This window comes from Nitratifractor sp., from assembly GCF_015487065.1.
Lineage (GTDB): Bacteria > Campylobacterota > Campylobacteria > Campylobacterales > Sulfurovaceae > Nitratifractor.
Genome location: NZ_WFQN01000070.1, coordinates 1 through 16,138 on the forward strand (window position 1 = coordinate 1; position 16,138 = coordinate 16,138).

Annotated in this window: 21 protein-coding genes; 19 read left to right on the forward strand and 2 right to left on the reverse strand. The window is 54.9% G+C overall.

Features of this window, described 5'->3' with window-relative positions; translation table 11 throughout:
• From F8I07_RS03770 to F8I07_RS03830, 13 genes are all read left to right on the forward strand, one after another.
• On the forward strand, positions 1-282 hold a 282-nt coding region (locus F8I07_RS03770), incomplete at its 5' end, for a hypothetical protein (RefSeq protein ID WP_292655930.1).
• A complete protein-coding gene (locus tag F8I07_RS03775; RefSeq protein WP_292655933.1) occupies positions 279-1,238 on the forward strand; it encodes a WD40 repeat domain-containing protein in 960 nt (319 codons plus the stop codon). The genes F8I07_RS03770 and F8I07_RS03775, both read left to right, overlap by 4 nt.
• Positions 1,239-1,249: 11 nt before the next feature.
• Entirely contained in the window at positions 1,250-1,606 is a 357-nt protein-coding gene (locus tag F8I07_RS03780) for a chaperone NapD (RefSeq protein WP_292655936.1), read from the forward strand.
• Positions 1,606-2,184 (forward strand): bifunctional precorrin-2 dehydrogenase/sirohydrochlorin ferrochelatase, encoded by a 579-nt coding sequence (locus tag F8I07_RS03785; RefSeq protein ID WP_292655938.1) that lies wholly within the window; start codon positions 1,606-1,608, stop codon positions 2,182-2,184. The genes F8I07_RS03780 and F8I07_RS03785 overlap by 1 nt, the downstream gene beginning before the upstream one ends.
• Before the next feature lie 95 nt (positions 2,185-2,279).
• On the forward strand, positions 2,280-2,621 hold the full coding sequence (locus F8I07_RS03790) for a hypothetical protein (RefSeq protein ID WP_292655940.1): 342 nt from the start codon (positions 2,280-2,282) through the stop codon (positions 2,619-2,621).
• Positions 2,622-2,628: 7 nt separating this feature from the next.
• Positions 2,629-3,864, forward strand: coding sequence for a hypothetical protein (locus F8I07_RS03795; protein WP_292655942.1), 1,236 nt, complete (start codon positions 2,629-2,631; stop codon positions 3,862-3,864).
• 94 nt (positions 3,865-3,958) lie between these two features.
• Complete coding sequence (locus F8I07_RS03800) at positions 3,959-4,270, forward strand: metal-sulfur cluster assembly factor (RefSeq protein WP_292655944.1); 312 nt, start codon at positions 3,959-3,961, stop codon at positions 4,268-4,270.
• A 133-nt stretch (positions 4,271-4,403) separates the two neighbouring features.
• Complete coding sequence (locus F8I07_RS03805) at positions 4,404-6,941, forward strand: hypothetical protein (RefSeq protein WP_292655947.1); 2,538 nt, start codon at positions 4,404-4,406, stop codon at positions 6,939-6,941.
• A gap of 17 nt (positions 6,942-6,958) precedes the next feature.
• On the forward strand, positions 6,959-7,195 hold the full coding sequence (locus tag F8I07_RS03810; RefSeq protein WP_292655950.1) for a hypothetical protein: 237 nt from the start codon (positions 6,959-6,961) through the stop codon (positions 7,193-7,195).
• A gap of 67 nt (positions 7,196-7,262) precedes the next feature.
• Positions 7,263-8,717 carry an aldehyde dehydrogenase family protein gene (locus F8I07_RS03815; protein WP_292655953.1) on the forward strand — a complete coding sequence of 485 codons (1,455 nt, stop codon included), beginning with the start codon at positions 7,263-7,265 and terminating at the stop codon, positions 8,715-8,717.
• 18 nt (positions 8,718-8,735) lie between these two features.
• The gene (locus F8I07_RS03820; protein ID WP_292655957.1) at positions 8,736-9,218 is read left to right on the forward strand and encodes a DUF420 domain-containing protein; all 483 of its coding nucleotides are present in this window, start codon (positions 8,736-8,738) and stop codon (positions 9,216-9,218) included.
• A 202-nt stretch (positions 9,219-9,420) separates the two neighbouring features.
• Positions 9,421-9,873, forward strand: a complete 453-nt coding sequence (locus F8I07_RS03825; protein ID WP_292655960.1) for a YidB family protein — start codon at positions 9,421-9,423, stop codon at positions 9,871-9,873.
• Positions 9,873-10,346 carry a DUF523 domain-containing protein gene (locus F8I07_RS03830; protein WP_292655962.1) on the forward strand — a complete coding sequence of 158 codons (474 nt, stop codon included), beginning with the start codon at positions 9,873-9,875 and terminating at the stop codon, positions 10,344-10,346. Before F8I07_RS03825 ends, F8I07_RS03830 begins: the two co-directional genes overlap by 1 nt.
• 10 nt (positions 10,347-10,356) lie before the next feature.
• Here the strand turns inward: F8I07_RS03830 and F8I07_RS03835 are convergent, their stop codons facing one another.
• Positions 10,357-10,563: a hypothetical protein gene (locus F8I07_RS03835; RefSeq protein WP_292655965.1), complete on the reverse strand. Its 207-nt coding sequence runs from the start codon at positions 10,561-10,563 to the stop codon at positions 10,357-10,359.
• 51 nt (positions 10,564-10,614) lie between these two features.
• Here F8I07_RS03835 and bcp point away from each other — a divergent pair, with 51 nt between their 5' ends.
• The 6 genes from bcp to F8I07_RS03865 all read left to right on the forward strand — a co-directional run bounded on the left by bcp (position 10,615) and on the right by F8I07_RS03865 (position 15,533).
• Complete coding sequence (gene bcp / locus F8I07_RS03840) at positions 10,615-11,085, forward strand: thioredoxin-dependent thiol peroxidase (RefSeq protein ID WP_292655968.1); 471 nt, start codon at positions 10,615-10,617, stop codon at positions 11,083-11,085.
• A 494-nt stretch (positions 11,086-11,579) separates the two neighbouring features.
• On the forward strand, positions 11,580-12,167 hold the full coding sequence (locus F8I07_RS03845; protein ID WP_292655969.1) for a hypothetical protein: 588 nt from the start codon (positions 11,580-11,582) through the stop codon (positions 12,165-12,167).
• Positions 12,168-12,384: 217 nt separating this feature from the next.
• Positions 12,385-13,239 (forward strand): 30S ribosomal protein S2, encoded by an 855-nt coding sequence (gene rpsB / locus F8I07_RS03850; RefSeq protein ID WP_292655971.1) that lies wholly within the window; start codon positions 12,385-12,387, stop codon positions 13,237-13,239.
• Between the two features lies 1 nt (position 13,240).
• Positions 13,241-14,158 (forward strand): translation elongation factor Ts, encoded by a 918-nt coding sequence (gene tsf / locus F8I07_RS03855; protein ID WP_292655974.1) that lies wholly within the window; start codon positions 13,241-13,243, stop codon positions 14,156-14,158.
• A gap of 123 nt (positions 14,159-14,281) precedes the next feature.
• Entirely contained in the window at positions 14,282-14,944 is a 663-nt protein-coding gene (locus F8I07_RS03860; RefSeq protein ID WP_292655976.1) for an ABC transporter ATP-binding protein, read from the forward strand.
• 52 nt (positions 14,945-14,996) lie between these two features.
• Positions 14,997-15,533 carry a hypothetical protein gene (locus tag F8I07_RS03865; RefSeq protein WP_292655980.1) on the forward strand — a complete coding sequence of 179 codons (537 nt, stop codon included), beginning with the start codon at positions 14,997-14,999 and terminating at the stop codon, positions 15,531-15,533.
• 11 nt (positions 15,534-15,544) lie between these two features.
• On the opposite strand, the gene F8I07_RS03870 is transcribed toward F8I07_RS03865, so the two are convergent.
• On the reverse strand, positions 15,545-16,138 hold a 594-nt coding region (locus F8I07_RS03870; RefSeq protein ID WP_292655982.1), incomplete at its 5' end, for a peptide chain release factor-like protein.

Consider the following 16,138-nt stretch of genomic DNA (forward strand, 5'->3'; position numbering starts at 1 on the left):
GATCCCAATGTGGAAGAGGAAGCTGACGAAGCGGAGGTAGTCGATCCGACGGAGTACAACTGGATGGTTTTCCTGCCCGAACGGATCCGTGAAGCCCTGGGCGAGGAGCGTTTCGCTCAGATTCCCCGGCGTCTGGCCGAGATTGAGGAGTTCGAAGACTTTTTTGACGCGGAGGAGGATCTCTACGGCGTGCAGTGTAACCTGGATGAAGAGACGATCGCACAGAAGGTGATGGCGGTCCTTGACGCTTTGGTCGCAGATAAAAAAGAGGAAACGGCATGAAACGGGTTCTCTCCGTTCTGCTCGTCGCAGCGACCTGGCTGACGGCCGGACTCCCCACGCTTGCTCCGGTCCGGCAGATCGAAGCCGACGGCGCCGTCAACGATATCGTTTTGGCCGACGGTACACTGCTGATGGGAACCGATCACGGCAGCCTGCAACAGGTCGATCTGCAGAGTTTCAAAGTGACGACGCTTCTGCATCTGCCGCAGGTCAAAGACTTTATGGGCGATCTCATCGATGACAAGGTCTTCAGTGTCGATGAGAAGGGAGGGCGCTTTCTGATCCTCAGTGACAGCGGGCAGGGGGGCTTCAGCGATCTGCGGATTCTGGAGAACGGCAAAGTAACCCTACTTTTGGGAGCGTCGGACCGCCAAAATATCATCAAAGCCCGCTTTATCGATAAAAACCGGATCCTTTTTGCCACGTTGGGTAATGAGGCGGTCCTCTACGACATTGCCGCGAAAAAAGAGATTTACCGCCGACAGCTCAATGAGTCGAAGTTCTCCGATTTTTCTTTGGACGCTGCCAGGAAACGGGCGGTTTTCGGCGGGGAGAGTGGAGTGCTGACGGTTATTGATACCGCTAGCGGAAAGATTCTTAAAACTCTGGAACACGTCCACGTTGACAATATCTTCAGTGTCGATATCCGTCGGGACCGGATCGTTGCCGGCGGCCAGGATCGCCGGGCCTCCTATGCTGATCTCTCCACCGGAGAGCACGGATATTTCCAAAGTGATTTTCTCGTCTATGCGGTGGCGCTTAGCCCTTCGGCCCGCTATGCCGCCTATGCGATGCATGACGACAACTCCATCACTGTCTACGATCTGGAAAGCAAAACACCGCGTTATCTGCTCAAGGGGCAAAAGAGCATTCTGACCCGGATACTTTTTGCCGATGAACAGACCCTTTTCAGCGCCAGTCACGACCCGATGGTGATGATGTGGAAACTTAAATAACAGGAGCGAAAATGAATATATCCAGTATCGTCATCCGGTGTACGCCGGAACATTACGACACCGTCAAAAGCTGGTGCGAAGAGAGCGGCATCTGCGAGTACCATTTCGGAGAGCAGAGCAGCGGCAAGATCATCGTCACCATCGAAGCGGAGGATGTCAACGAAGAGATTGCCCGAATCATGGAGATCCAACGGGCTCCCCACGTTATCTCCGCCGAAATGATGATGACCTATCAGGAAGACCTGGATGCAGCCATCAAAGAGCTCGATGCCGCCCCGGATGTCCCGGATCTTCTGGAACGCTGTACCGAAGAGGAGATCGATCCTTCGACGGTCGTCTATCACGGAGATCTGAAGAAAAAGCTCTGATGGCCTATTTCCCCGCCTTTTTGCAGCTGGAGGGCCAACGGATTCTGCTGGTGGGCGGCGGTGCTATCGCTGCGGAAAAACTGGAGAAGCTGCTTGACTTCACCAAAGAGATTACCGTGGTGGCCCGGGAAGTCTCTGAATCGGTGGCCGGAATGGCCCGGGAGCACTGCCTGACGCTTCTGGTGCGTCCCTACCGTGCAAAAGAGGCTCTGGAGTACGATCTGGTGATCGTAGCGACCGATACGGTGGAGCTACATCGACAGATTTTTGAAGAGACCCGCAGCAGCCGGGTACTGGTCAACAGTGTCGACGATACCCGCTACTGCGACTTCATCTTTCCCTCCTATGTGCAGCAGGGGGATCTGACCGTCGCTTTCTCTACTTCGGGGAGTTCTCCCGCTTTTGCCAAGCATATCCGTCGCTGGTTCGAGGGGATTCTACCTCAAGGAGTGGAGGAGTTTCTCAGTCGGATGAAACGCCTGCGCAAGGAACTCCCCAAAGGCCGGGAGCGGATGCAAAAGTTCGATGCGATGGCCCGTGATTTCGTCGGAAGAAATTTCCCCCGACGGGAGAAATAGAAAAAATCCACTTTTTTTCATCATCTCTTGATCAAAATCAAGTGCTTCAAATCTTTCCCGTCTTATAATGCGCTATCTTTCAATCAGGAGTAAATATGTCAGATATCACAAAAGAACCCATTGAGATTCCCGGTGCAACTGTGCCTTTTTTCACCTACAAGGAGGGGGAGACTCAGGTCTATGAGTTTGACACCTCCAAATGCGGTCCTCCGGAGCCCATGGTCAACGCCATGGCCGGGCTCAAGTTCATCGACGGTCCGGACAAAAAGCTGGTAATGATCAACCACAAGAAGCCCATGGGGCTCTTGGCCAAGATCGAAGAGAACTACAACATCGCCGAAGAAGACCTGCCCGACGGCCGGATCAAACTGATCTTCAGCTACAAGCCCGGCGCCAGCGAATCGGCCAAGCTGGACGACAGCCACTGCGAGGGCTGAGACAGCGATGTTTTCCGTCTCCAGAGACTACGCCCCGCCTTTCGGGATGATCGCGCCCTTTTTCATTATCGGGACGCTCTTTTTCTTTGTGGGGAGTATTCTGCTGCTTTTTCTGGATCCTCTGCACGGTCACTTCGATCCGATGATCGCCGGATGGGCCCACTGGTTCCTGCTGGGCTTCGTGATGATGATCATCTTCGGAGCCATGGCGCAGCTGATTCCCGTCGTCGTGGAGGTTGGGCACCATTCGGTCGATCTCTACTATGTGATCTGGCCGCTGCTACTGATCGGGACGCTGACCATGGTGACGGGCTTCTGGATCGCTCCGGCGGTGCTGCCCTATGGGGGGCTGCTGGTGCTGACCGCGATGCTGATCTACCTCTATGACACGCTGATGACTCTCAAAAAGGCGGAGAATATTACCCTCACGGTCAAGACCGCTGTGGCGGCCAATCTTTTTCTCACCACCGGGATCGTCGTGGGCTTTGTGATGACCCTGGCGATCGGTGCCGGGGTCAAAGTGGATGTCTCCTGGTGGCTGGGCACCCATGCCGTGTTGGTGCTGGGCGGTTATGTGGTCCTGACCATCATGGGGCTCTCGCTGATCCTGTTGCCGATGTTCGGCCTGGCCCACGGTTTTGACGAGGGGCCGATCAACCGGGCCTTCAATCTGATGGTGGGCGGGGTGATTCTGCATCTTGTCTCTACCCTGATCGGTTTCTCTGTCGGACGTTTTCTGGCGATGCTCATCATGCTGGTCGCTATCGGTTTCTATCTGCGGCAGGTTTGGCTGATCTATAAAGTCCGTGCCCGCAAAGAGAACGACATCTGGGCCCGGTCGATGTTTTTCGGCTACGGGTCGCTGGTGCTTGCCGCACTCTTGGCTGTCGTCTCGCTCTTTGGCGACTGGGAAAATGTGATCCTGGCTTCAGCCTGGTTTCTGATTATGGGTTTTGTCACCTTTCTGATTACGGGTCACCTCTACAAGATTGTCCCGTTTCTGGTCTGGTTCGAGCGCTACAGTCCTCTGGTGGGCAAAGAGAGGGTCCCGATGCTCAACGAGATGTATCCCAAAAAGATGGCGGACTGGGAGTTTGCTCTGAGTGCGGCGGGTGTGGTCACGGCCGGAGTGGGGATCCTGTTCAAATTCAACGATCTCTACTACGGCGGCGTGGCCCTGCTGATCGTGGGGGCCGGCTTTATGTTGGCCAGTGTGAAATGGATGCTCTCTTTTGGAAGGTGAATGGTGAATGATGAATGGTGAATGGTGAATGATTTTGGTTTGCGTTGCTTCGCAACGCTTTTATTGATAATTGTCAAAGTCACGAGGTGTAAAAATGTGTGAAATTACCAAAGAGCAGGTTTTCGATGCAATTCGCAATGTGATCGACCCCGAAGTGGGGTTCAATCTGGTGGAGATGGGGCTGATCTACGATGCGATCATCGATGACGATTGTAACGTCAAAGTGGTCATGACCCTCTCGACTCGGGGATGCCCGCTGCACCAGATGCTGACCCAGTGGGTCAAGGATGCGGTGGAGATGCGGGTTCCCGGTGTCAAAAACGTCGAGGTCGAGGTGGTTTGGGAGCCGGAGTGGAATGTCTCCATGGCCGATGACAATGTCAAAAAGGCTCTGGGGGCTCTCTGAGAAGTGCCTCCGGATCCCCTCTCCTCCGAAGAAGCTCCGAGTATCTCCCGGATTTCCGGAAGGCTCCATGAAAATTTTCTAATCCTCTCAGCAGTTTTGTTATAATCTACCCAATCAAAATTCCGGGGTTCGGATGAAAAAAACACTCATTGTTTTTCTATCGTTTATTCTGCTGATTGCTGCGATTCTTTTCACTCCGCCGGGACGGAACTACCTCCTCTTGCCGGCGGCCAATCTCTATTTGCACTACAAAGTTCCCAAGCATCGGGTTGTTCTGGATCGGTTGGAGCCGGGCCCCGCTTCTCTCGGGGTGAGTGGACGGATCGATGGGAGCCTTCACTTCGAAGTTTGGGGACCGGTTCGATGGTTTGGAATGCACTTTGATCTCCCCTACAGGGTCTGGGCCAAAGCGGTGGAGCTGAACGGCCGGCGCTATCCGGTGCATCTGGATCTCAAAGGGACGCTGAAGGGGCGTCCCTCCCGATTCGATGTCAGCGGGAAAGGCAACGGCTTCGATGCCGCACTTTCTTATGCTTTTCGGGTGGAAAAGGGGCAGCTTTTGGGTATTCGTGCTCAGGCCCATGGCGCCCAGGTGGCGCAGCTGCTGGCCCTGGTCGGGCGTCCCCCCTATGCGACGGGACGGCTGGATCTGAAAGCGGATATTCCGCGATACGATGCGGCGAATCCCGAAGGGGGAATCGCCTTTACCGTGCGTGAGGGAGAGATCGATCCGACCGTCTTGAAACGGGATTTCCATCTCGATGTCCCTCCCGTCAAACGCTATACGCTCGACGGCAAATTCCGTTTGGAGAAAAAGCTTCTCAAAGGGGAGGCGGCGCTGCACAGCGGACTGCTCAATCTGACCTTGAGGCGATTCCGGAGCGATCGGAGTTTCCGGATCTTCAAAAGTGCCTATCTCCTGGATATTCCCGAGCTTTCCCGCTTGAAAAAACTGACCAAACAGCCCCTCTACGGCCCCTGGAAAATGGGAGGTGAGCTCTATTTCGATCGGGAGACAAAACGCCTACAGTTGACAGGAGTCAGCCCGAGTCTGGAAGGGAAGACCACCTTTTTCTATGATCGGGGAGCATTGGATCTGAAGTTGAACAAGGTAGCGATTCCTTCGCTATTGGCTATGGTGGGACAGGCGCCGTTGGCAAGCTCGGGAGAGGTGGATGCCGTGCTCCGTCTGAAGGATCTGGCGTCGATGGAGGGAGACTACGTCTTGCAGGCGCAGGGGATCTGGAACCGTCAGGAGATCCTCAAACTCACCGGCACCGATCTGGGCAAAGATTTGGCTTTCTCTGTGCAGAGTCAAGGCCGGCTCAAAAAGAGTCTCCTCACGGCGGATGCCCGCTATCACAGTCCTCTCGTGAATCTATCTCTCGAGACACTTCGCTACGAATGGATCAGCGGTGCGCTGGAAGGGAAGTATCGTGTCACGCTTCCCGATCTGCATCGGCTCCGGCTCTTTGCCAAGGCACGGAGAAGCTATCCGGCTGTTTTAGAGGGGGAAATGGCCTATCTTCCGATCAAAAAGATGCTCAAAGTCACGGGCAATACCCGGTCCTTCGGCGGAACGATTGCGTGGACCTACGGCGGCAACCGGCTGAGTGTGGATGCCAAAGGGGTGGATGCCGGACGTCTGGCGGGATTGGCAGGGGTTCCCTCGCTCCTGAGATCTGCCACTCTGAACGGATCGCTGAAGCTCAATGATTTGGCCCATCACCGAGGAAACTTCGCCCTGGCGCTCAAGGGGAAATTGGATCGTCAGGCGATGCGACGGCTCTACAAAATCGATCCGGGGCACGCACTGCCGATAGAGCTAAAAAGCAGCGGAAAACTTCAGGGCGATGCGTTGGCGGCCAAAGCGTCGTTTCAGACCGGGTGGGGGGATCTCTCCCTGCAAAAAGCGCTCTACCGGATTCCGTCAGGACTCTTTTCCTCCGATTATCAGCTGAAGATTCCCGATTTGAGCCGGCTCAAAGCCCTGACCGGACGAACCTACCGCGGACCTTTGGCTCTGGCGGGCAAAGTACGTTGGGACGGCAAACTCCATCTCAACGGCGGCGGACGGGAGTGGGGCGGCCGGATCGCCTATGCGCTGGAGGGATCACTGCTGCGGCTCAAAACCGAGCAGATCGATCTGCAGAAGATCATGCGGACGCTGGATCTCTCACCGCTGCTTGAAGGGAGGGCCCGCAGCGATCTGCGCTACAACCTGACGACGGATCAGGGGACGCTGAAAGTAGAGTCGGATCGGATCCGTCTGGTGCAGAGTCCGTTGACCCAGGCCGCTTCGCTGCTCCTGCGTCAGGATCTGAGCCGGGAGATTTTCAGTCGAGCGATTCTGAGTGCCCAGATGAAAGCTAAGACGATGCTGTTCGATTTCCATGCGTCGTCGTCCCGTTTCAAACTGGCCGTCAAACAGGGGAAAATTGATCGGAGCCGTCAGCGCATCGATGCTCTCCTCGATATCGCTGATCGAGGCAAGATCTACAAACTGAAAATCGTCGGGCCGTTGAGCCGACCGAAAGTTGTTCCGATGCTGACTCAGGCCTTGGAGCACAAGATTCAGAAAGTGATCAAAAACAAGAAGATCGAAAAGGTTGTCCCCAAGGAGATTCGCGGCAATAGTGCGGTCGGGGATTTTATACAAAAGCTCTTTTGAGCTGAAAGCGAAAAAGTATGCAAAAACTCTGGCGTGAAGTCTACGGGGCGGGAATCCTCTTCTTCTACTATTTCAAATGGATTATGATTTTGGGCTATTCGGCCCTGGTCTATGGCCTTGATTATCCCCGGTGGTGGGTTTTGGATGCTTTGTGGCTCTATTGTGTCGCCCTGGCGATCAAGGATTTTATTTGGAAATTTATCTTGAAAAAGAGCTATTGTGAAGAGGGGAGCTGCGGACGAGACAAGCCCTGAAAAGAGGGGAAGTTTTGCTACAATTGATCAGAGTGAATTTTAAACAGGAAGAAAGGGAGGAGCGCTGATGGCACTGTTCAAACTCTTTGGAAGCAGCGAGGAAGATCGGGAAGCAAAGATTCTCTTCGGATCCAATGAAGAGAGCCGGGAGACGTTGATTGAGCGGAAAAACCCCTATGACGGGAAAGTGGTCAGCCGCTACCCCGTCTGTAGCCCCGACGATGCCAAGCGGGCACTGGAGATCGCCAAAGTCGCTTCCAAAGCGGCGGCGAAAGCCCCCCTGCATCAGCGGATTGCCTGGTTGGAGGATGTGGCCGGAAAGATTCGGGAGAACGAGGAGGATTTCGCCCGGCTGATTGTTGACGAGATCGCCAAGCCGATCCACTTTGCCCGGATCGAGGTGCGCCGCTGTGCCGAGACGATCGAATTGACGGCCAAAGAGCTGGTGAGTTTCGGCGGGGAGACGATTCCCACCGAGGCGACTCCCAGCGGACGCCCCGCCACCGCCTATTGGCGCAGGGTCCCGGCCGGTGTAGCGGTTTGCATTACGCCGTTCAACTTCCCGCTCAATCTTATTGCCCACAAGATCGCTCCCGCTTTGGGTGCCGGAAACGCGGTGGTGCTCAAGCCGACTCCCGAAGCTCCGCTGACCGCCTACAAGCTGGCGAAGCTCTTTGTGGAGTCTGAGCATGCCGTTCCCGATGCTCTGAGTCTGGTCTACGGAGATGCGGAAGTGGGGTCGGCTCTAGTCAAGAGTCCCATTCCCAGGGTCATCAGCTTCACCGGGTCGGTTCCCGTCGGCAAGATTATCAGTTCCGAAGCGGGAATCAAAAAGGTCGCCTTGGAACTGGGGGGCAATGCCGCCACCTATGTGGATCGCCACGCCAATTTGGCCGATGCGGCGGCCAAGTGCGCCTTCGGCTCTTTCTACAACAGCGGGCAGGTCTGTATCTCCCTACAGCGGATCTACGTCCACGAGGCGGTCTATGAGGAATTCGCCGAACTGATGGCCAAAGAGACCAAACTGCTCAAAGTCGGATCCCCTTACGAAGAAGAGACCTTCATGGGGCCTCTGATCGACGGAGATGCCCGCCACCGGGCCAAAAGCTGGGTCGCCAGTGCGCGCAATGAGGGGGCGACGATCCTGGTCGGCGGCGAAGAGGTCGACGGGATCTTCCCGCCGACAGTGGTCACCGACGTCACCGACGAGATGAAGATCGTCTGTGAGGAGGTCTTCGCCCCGGTCGTCTCACTGGTCTCCGTTCCCGATATGGAGACGGCGATCGAGAAGATCAACAGCTCTCCCTACGGCTTGCAGTATTCGATCTTCACCGACTCCATCCAGGCGGCCCGAGCCTTTATCGATGCCGCGGAGGCGGGCGGAGTGGTGGTCAACGATATCCCCACCGTCCGTTTCGACGTGCAGCCTTACGGCGGGGTCAAACTCTCCGGTGTCGGCCGTGAAGGCCCCCGTTTCGCCCTGGAGGAGTTTACCGAGATCCAGTCGATCGTGATTTTCTGATGCAGAGGAGAGCTTGAGATGATGCAGTATATGTTTGCCCCCGGTTTTTTCGGGACACGGGCCCCCTTTTTCATGGATGTGATGATTATTATGATGGCGCTGCTCCCACTGGCTCTCTATCTGGGGATTCTCTGGGCCAGAAAGGGGTTTTATGACCTGCACCGGTGGTATCAGTGGCTGCTTTTTTTTCTGGCTCTGGTTGTGGTGGGCTGGTTTGAATACGGGGTGCGAGCCGGCGGCGGATTTGCCCGCTACGCGCAGCTGACCTCTCTGCCCCGTTGGCTCCTAATCGGCTGTTTGCTTGTGCATGTGCTTATCGCACTCCTGACCCTCTACTGGTGGGGGAGGACTCTGGTGAAAGCGGAGCGCAACTGGCGTTCTCGCAATCTCCCGGGGGGCTACTCCCTCCGGCATATCCGTAACGGATGGCGTACCGCCTGGGGGATCTTTCTGACCGCGTTGACGGGAGTCTGGGTCTACCTACTCCTGTTTCTCTTTTAAATTCAAATTGAAGGCCCTGAATAACCTCCGTCATTCCGGGCTTTCCCCGGAAACCGGGACTTGGAATATCCATCGTGCCGTGGATCCTGAATCGAGTTCAGGATGACGAAGAGGAACCTTCTCGGTTTTCAGAGCACTCAAGGATGCAGATGGCAGACTGGCTAATGCATATTTGGGTTAAATTCATGCAAAGGAGTTTACGATGAACCTCGACGATCTGCTTCAACTGGGAGCCTCTATGATTCAAAACAACAGTGATGATGCCACTACCGGTCTCGATACCGACACAATCAGCAGTGCACTCTCCAATATTCTGGGAAGTGGTAACGGTGAGCTTGATCTGGCGGGACTGGTGGAACGTTTTGCCGGCGGCGGTTTGGGAGATCTGGTCCAGAGCTGGCTGGGGGAGGGTGAGAATACTCCGGTCGATCCCGAAGCCGTCGAGTCGGTGCTGGGCAGTGAGAAAGTTCAGGCTTTTGCTCAGGAGCTGGGGCTCAGTACCGAGAGTGCCAAGCAGGCCCTGGCGGATGCCCTGCCGGCGGTCGTGGACAAAGCGACGCCTGCCGGCAGTGACATGCTCTCCAATCTCCTGGATCAGGTCGGCGGGGTCGAAGGAGCCCTGGGGATGCTGGGCAAGATGTTCGGACGCGGCTGATGGACCGCCCCAAAGCCGCCATCAGCGCCTGCCTGCTGGGGGAGCGCTGTCGCTACGACGGCAGTGACAACAAAGATCCGAAACTGCTGGGCAAATTGGCAGCTTATGAGCTGGTGCCTTTTTGTCCGGAGGATTTCTGCTTCGGAACACCGCGACCGACGATGGATCTGGTGGAGACAAAGGAGGGGATCAAAGCGATCTCCAATGTCACGGGTGCCGATTTAAGCCCGCCGGTAGAGGCTTATGCCCGGCGCTTCTTCGAGGAGCATCCCGATATCGACCTCTTCATCGGCAAAGACCGCAGCCCCAGTTGCGGTGTCTGTAGCGCTCGGCTCTACGACCGAGAGAAAGAGCTCCTGAACTCTGAATCTTCGGGGCTTATGGCTGCCGAAGCCAAACGTCGGGGGATCGAAGCCTGGGATGCCGAGGATTACCTGGCGGCCCATCCCGCTCCGCCGATTCGGGGGAGCTGAACCTACCTCCCTACTCCTCTTTTTTGAACTGTTTGAGCCACTCTTTGTCCTCCTCTTTGAGGGTAGCGCTGCGTTCTTTGAGCCGATCCCGAATCGAAATCAGAGAAGGGAGATCGAGATAGGCCAGTAGGGAAGGGTTGATTGTGGGATCTTTCCTCCCATAGGCCATCAGCGCTTCGATCTCTGCCAAGAGTTCCTCTTTGCTTGCTTCATTCATCGTTGCCTCACTTTTGTTATACTTCGCCCACTATCTTTTCAAGGAGTTATTATGCCCAATCTCGGTGAAAAAGCCCCCGAATTCTGCCTGCCCAATCAGGACAATGAAGAGGTCTGCTTGCGGGATCTGCAAGGCAGTTGGGTGGTCCTCTACTTCTACCCCAAGGACAATACTCCCGGCTGTACCACCGAAGCCCTGGATTTTACTGCCCATTTGAGTGATTTTCAAGCATTGGGAGCTACGGTACTGGGAGTGAGTCCTGACAGTGTGCGCAAACACCAGAACTTCATCGCCAAAAAGGAGCTCAAAGTGACGCTCCTGGCTGACGAGGAAAAAACAGTCTGCCAAGCCTACGGCGTCTGGCAGCTCAAAAAGAACTACGGCCGGGAGTACATGGGGGTCGTCCGCTCCACCTTCCTCATCGATCCCGACGGTATCATTCGCGCCAAATGGGAAAAGGTCAAAGTCAAAGGACATGTCGAAGAGGTCTTGAACACGCTCAAAGAGCTTGTTCAAAGTTAGGAGTGAGATTGCGTCGTTTGTCGTTTGTCGTTTGTCATTTGAAAGAGGTCGGCAGTCGGCAGTCGGCAGTTGGCAGGAGAAAAGTTCCAAGTTGTAAGTCGCACGTCGCAAGCAGTGCCGCCTTCGGCGACGTTATTGGTAATTGGTTATTGGTTATTGGAAGCGTTGCAAAGCAACGCAAACCGAAATCATTCACCGTTCATCATTCACCATTCATCATTCGAGAGCGTAGCTTTCGTTTTCGGTTCCTTATTCCTCATTCCTCATTCCTCATTAAGAATCTCCCCATTCTTTGCATCTTTCTTGTTTCATTTCATACAGCCCTTGGAGCTTCGGAACTAAAACTGAGCGACACAGAGGCCAATCGGATCGCCCACAAGATCTGGCTCAACGAAGGTTCGGGCCAACGCCGCCAGCTGGTCTGGTGGAACAAGGGCGAAGAGTTCGCCTCCTGCGGCATCGGGCATTTCATCTGGTACACCAAAGACAAACCGATGTGGTTCCGGGAGTCCTTTCCTCCGATGCTGCGTTTTCTCATTGCCCACGGGGCCCAGCCGCCCCGCTGGCTGAGCCCCGAAACTCACTGTATCTGGAAAAGCTACGAAGAGTGGAAGCGGGCGAAAGCAAAGCAGACAAAACGGATGCGGGAGCTGACCGAGTTTCTGGACCGGACCAAGGGACTGCAGGCCCGCTTCATGCTGCAGCGTCTCAACCGGGCCTATCCCAAAATCCTGGCCTACGCCAAAGCCCACGGTCAGGGTCGGATTGTCGAGAGCAACTATCGGCGGCTGCTCTACCGCAAAGAGGGTAGTGTCGATCCTCAGGGAGCCTACATCCTCATCGATTACATCAACTTCAAAGGGGACGGGATCAACAAAAGCGAACGCTACCGGGGCAAAGGCTGGGGCCTCTATCAGGTGCTGACCCGGATGGATCCTAAAGATCCTGATCCCCATCACGCCTTTTATGTGGCGGCCAAAAAGGTCTTGACCCGTTTGATCCGTATCGCACCGCCCGAGCGACGGCTTTGGCGTTTCAAACAGGGATGGTTCAGCCGTCTTGACACCTATTTGAAACCTTGAAAGTGATGCATAAGGTACGATAGTAGCTTCTCGATGATCCATTTTTAAGCGATCATTGGGTAAAATCGCGCTTCCTATCTCTGTGGGTAGGCGAAATTCTCATGCAGTTATTCCTTGAACAGGTTGTGCCGTCAGGCATTAAGGGCTGCAGAGGTTCAAACCTGAGGTGATCGGCTGACGATCCGAAACGATTTGCGATAAACCAAGGAGCAAACTTATGGTAACCATGAAAGACCTGCTGGAGTGCGGAGTACACTTCGGACACCAGACACGCCGCTGGAACCCCAAAATGAAGAAATTCATCTTCGGTGAGCGGAAAAATATCTACATCATCGACCTGCAGAAAACCCTGCGCTACTTCAAGTACACCTACAATGTCGTCCGTGACGCCGCCGCCGAGGGACAGACCATCCTCTTCGTCGGAACCAAAAAACAGGCCCGCAGCGCCGTCAAAGAGCACGCGCAGCGTGCCGGGATGCCTTTCGTCGCCACCCGCTGGCTGGGCGGAATGCTGACCAACTACCCCACTATCAAAAAGTCCATCCGCAAGCTCGAAATCATCGAGCAGATGGAAGAGAACGGACAGATCAACCTCTTGACCAAAAAAGAGGCTCTGATGCTGCGCCGCAAAAAAGAGAAGCTTCTGAACTACCTGGAAGGGTACCGGCATATGAAAAAGCTTCCCGACATGATGTTCGTCATCGACGCCGTCAAAGAGCACATTGCCGTCAACGAAGCGCGCCGGATGGGCATGAAGGTCATTGCTCCCCTGGATACCAACTGCGATCCCGATCTGATCGACTACCCCATCCCCGGTAACGATGACGCCATCCGTTCCATCAATCTCTTCTGCCGTGAGATTGCCGATGCGATCCTCGAAGGCAAAGCGATCTACGAAGAGGAGCATGGTGCCGTCGAAGGCGAGGGGGAAGCTCCTGCCGCCATCAACGAAGAAGCAGCCGCCGCTGCCGGCGTGAGTGAAGAGGAAGTGAAGCAGATTGTCGACGAAGCGAAAGCCGAAGCGGCAGAGGCTCCTGCAGAGACAAAAGCGGAAGAAAGCAAGGAGGCGTAACATGGCAAACTTCGGACCCAAAGATGTCAAAAAACTGAGAGAGATGACCGATGCCGGTATGATGGACTGCAAGCAGGCCCTCACCGCGACCGACGGTGATATGGAAGCGGCGGTCGAGTGGCTCCGCAAAAAGGGCCTGGGGGCCGCCGCCAAAAAGGCGGATAAAGTTGCCGCTGAAGGTGCCATCACCATCAAGATCGAAGATCATGCCGGACTGATGGTGGAGATCAACTCCCAGACCGACTTCGTCGCCAAAAACGAGAAGTTCCAGAAATTCGCCGGTGAAGTGGTCGAGCACGCTTTCGCCCAGGGCCTGGCCAGTGCCGACGAGATCCTTGAGAGCGAGATCGACGGCCAAAGCTTCAAAGAGTATCTGGCTCTGCAGATCGCGACCATCGGAGAGAATCTGGTAGTTCGCCGCGTCGCCCGGATCGAGGGGGCGGACAATGTCGCCGTCAACGGCTACGTTCATGCCGGCGGCCGTGTGGGTGTCCTCGTCGCCGCCGAGTGTGACAAGCCCGAGACCTGCCCCGCCGTCAAAGAGGCGCTCAAAAACATCGCCATGCACGCCGCGGCGATGAACCCCTCCTATCTCAACGAAGCGGCCGTCCCCGCCGAAGTGATCGAGAAAGAGAAGGAGATCGCCCGAGAGCAGCTCCTCAAAGAGGGCAAGCCTGAGAACATTCTGGAGAAGATCCTCCCCGGCAAGATCAAGCGCTTCCTCCAGGACAACACCCTGGAGAACCAGAAGTTCGTCATGGATGACAAGATCACCGTCGGTGAATATCTTGCCAAGGCGGCCAAAGAGGCCGGCGGTTCCGCCAAGCTGGTCGATTATGTCCGCTTCGAGCTGGGCGAAGGCGTCGAGAAGGTCGAAGAGGATTTCGCCGCCGAAGTCGCCAAGCAGATGGGGAAATAATCCCTGATTCTTCTGCCTGTTTTTTGAAAGGGCTGCTCCGACAGCCCTCTTTGCCTCACTTCTTTTTTCCACTTTTTTCCTGTGATATAATCCAACACCATTTTTACTGCTTCAAGGAAGTCGATGTCTTCACCCTATCTCGTTGCCACTCAATTGGCTCACGCTTTTGATTATCCCCTCTATCGGGAGGTTTCCCTTGCGATCGGTCCTTCGGAGAGTGTGGCGGTGATGGGGCGCAGCGGCAGCGGCAAATCGACACTTCTGCATACCCTGGCCGGCCTCATCGAACCCCTGGAGGGAAAAGTAGAGCTGATGGGGCGTGATCTCTACCGTATCAGCGAATCGGAAAAAGAGATCTTGCGGCGTAATCAGACCGGGATCGTCTTTCAACAGCATTATCTTTTCAAGGGAATGACGGGGCGTGAAAATGTAGAGATCGCTGCGATGCTGGCCCGACAGGAGATCGAGGAGACCCTTTTTGAATCGCTGGAGATCGACACAGTGATCGATCAGAAGGTGAGCGAGCTGTCCGGGGGGCAGCAGCAACGGGTCTCTCTGGCCAGGGTTCTGAGTAAAAAACCCAGGGTTATCTTTGCCGATGAACCGACGGGAAATCTGGATCTGGAGACCTCCGAACTGGTCATGCGGGTGCTGTTAGATTACGTCAATAGACATGAAGCGGCTCTTTTTATGGTGACGCACGATCCTCTCATTGCACGAAAATGTAACCGGATTTATTTGCTGGAGGGAGAGCATCTCCTCCCCTATGAGAGTACAAGCTCATAGCGGTTATAATTCTTTTGATAAAATCAGATTTTGATAAAGCAGAGGAAGAATGATGAAAAAAATTTACTGGCTTTTCACTTTGCTCTTTTTTGTCAGCGGATGCGCGGTGCAGGGACCTATGCTTTTTGGAAATTCGCAAAAACAGCTGACGTTGAGTGATCTGGATGAGGGATGCAAAAAAGCGCTTCCCAAAACCGGCAAAGGGCGATTTGGTCAGGTCAAAGTCCTTGCAGCGGTGACCCAGAGCGGTGATCAAAACAATTCATTGAGCGTTACCGCCCGTTTTGTTATGACCAGTTTCGAGATTCCCGAGGGGATTGAGGGAATTGTCCGATATAACGGAACCCTTCGCTACGATCCCAAGACAAATATTCTCTATTTTTCAAAACTGCAGCCTGAAAACCTCACCTTCGGGGGGGATCCCTCTTTGCAGGAGTATATTTCGATGGCGGCCCGGCAGGGGATTCCTCCGTTGGTGGCCCGTATCCTGGAAGGAATCCCTCTTTACCGGATGGAAGAGGGATTCCGTGCCCATGTGCTTCAGTCGGTTAAAGTGGACAAAGAAAACCTTCTGCTTCAATTCCGCTAATTGGGATTTTCTTACTCAGCCTTTTCGCCTTTTTGTCCCTGGCTTGCCTGAGCGATCAGGACCCCTTCGAGCATCTTGTCGATGTCACCGTCGAGGATGGCGTCGACATTGCTGAAAGCCTGGCCGCTGCGGCTGTCCTTGACCTGCTGGTAGGGTTGCAGCACATAGCTGCGGATCTGATGTCCCCAGCCGATCTCGCTCTTTTCGATTCCGTCGAGCTCGGCCTGCTTTTTGGCCATTTCGTATTCATAGAGGCGTGATTTGAGCATCTTCATGGCCGCGGCTTTGTTTTTGTGCTGGGAGCGGTCGTTCTGGCACTGGACGACGATCCCGGTGGGTTCATGGGTGATTCGGATCGCCGATTCGGTCTTGTTGACGTGCTGGCCGCCGGCCCCGCTGGCCCGGTAGGTGTCGATACGGATATCTTTGTCTTCGATTTCGATTTCGATGTCGTCGTCGATCTCGGGAGAGACCATGACCGAGGTAAAGGAGGTGTGGCGCTTGGCGTTGGAGTCGAAGGGACTGATACGCACCAGACGGTGGATGCCGTTTTCGACCTTGAGGTAGCCGTAGGCGTTCTCCCCTTTGATGATGAAACTCACATC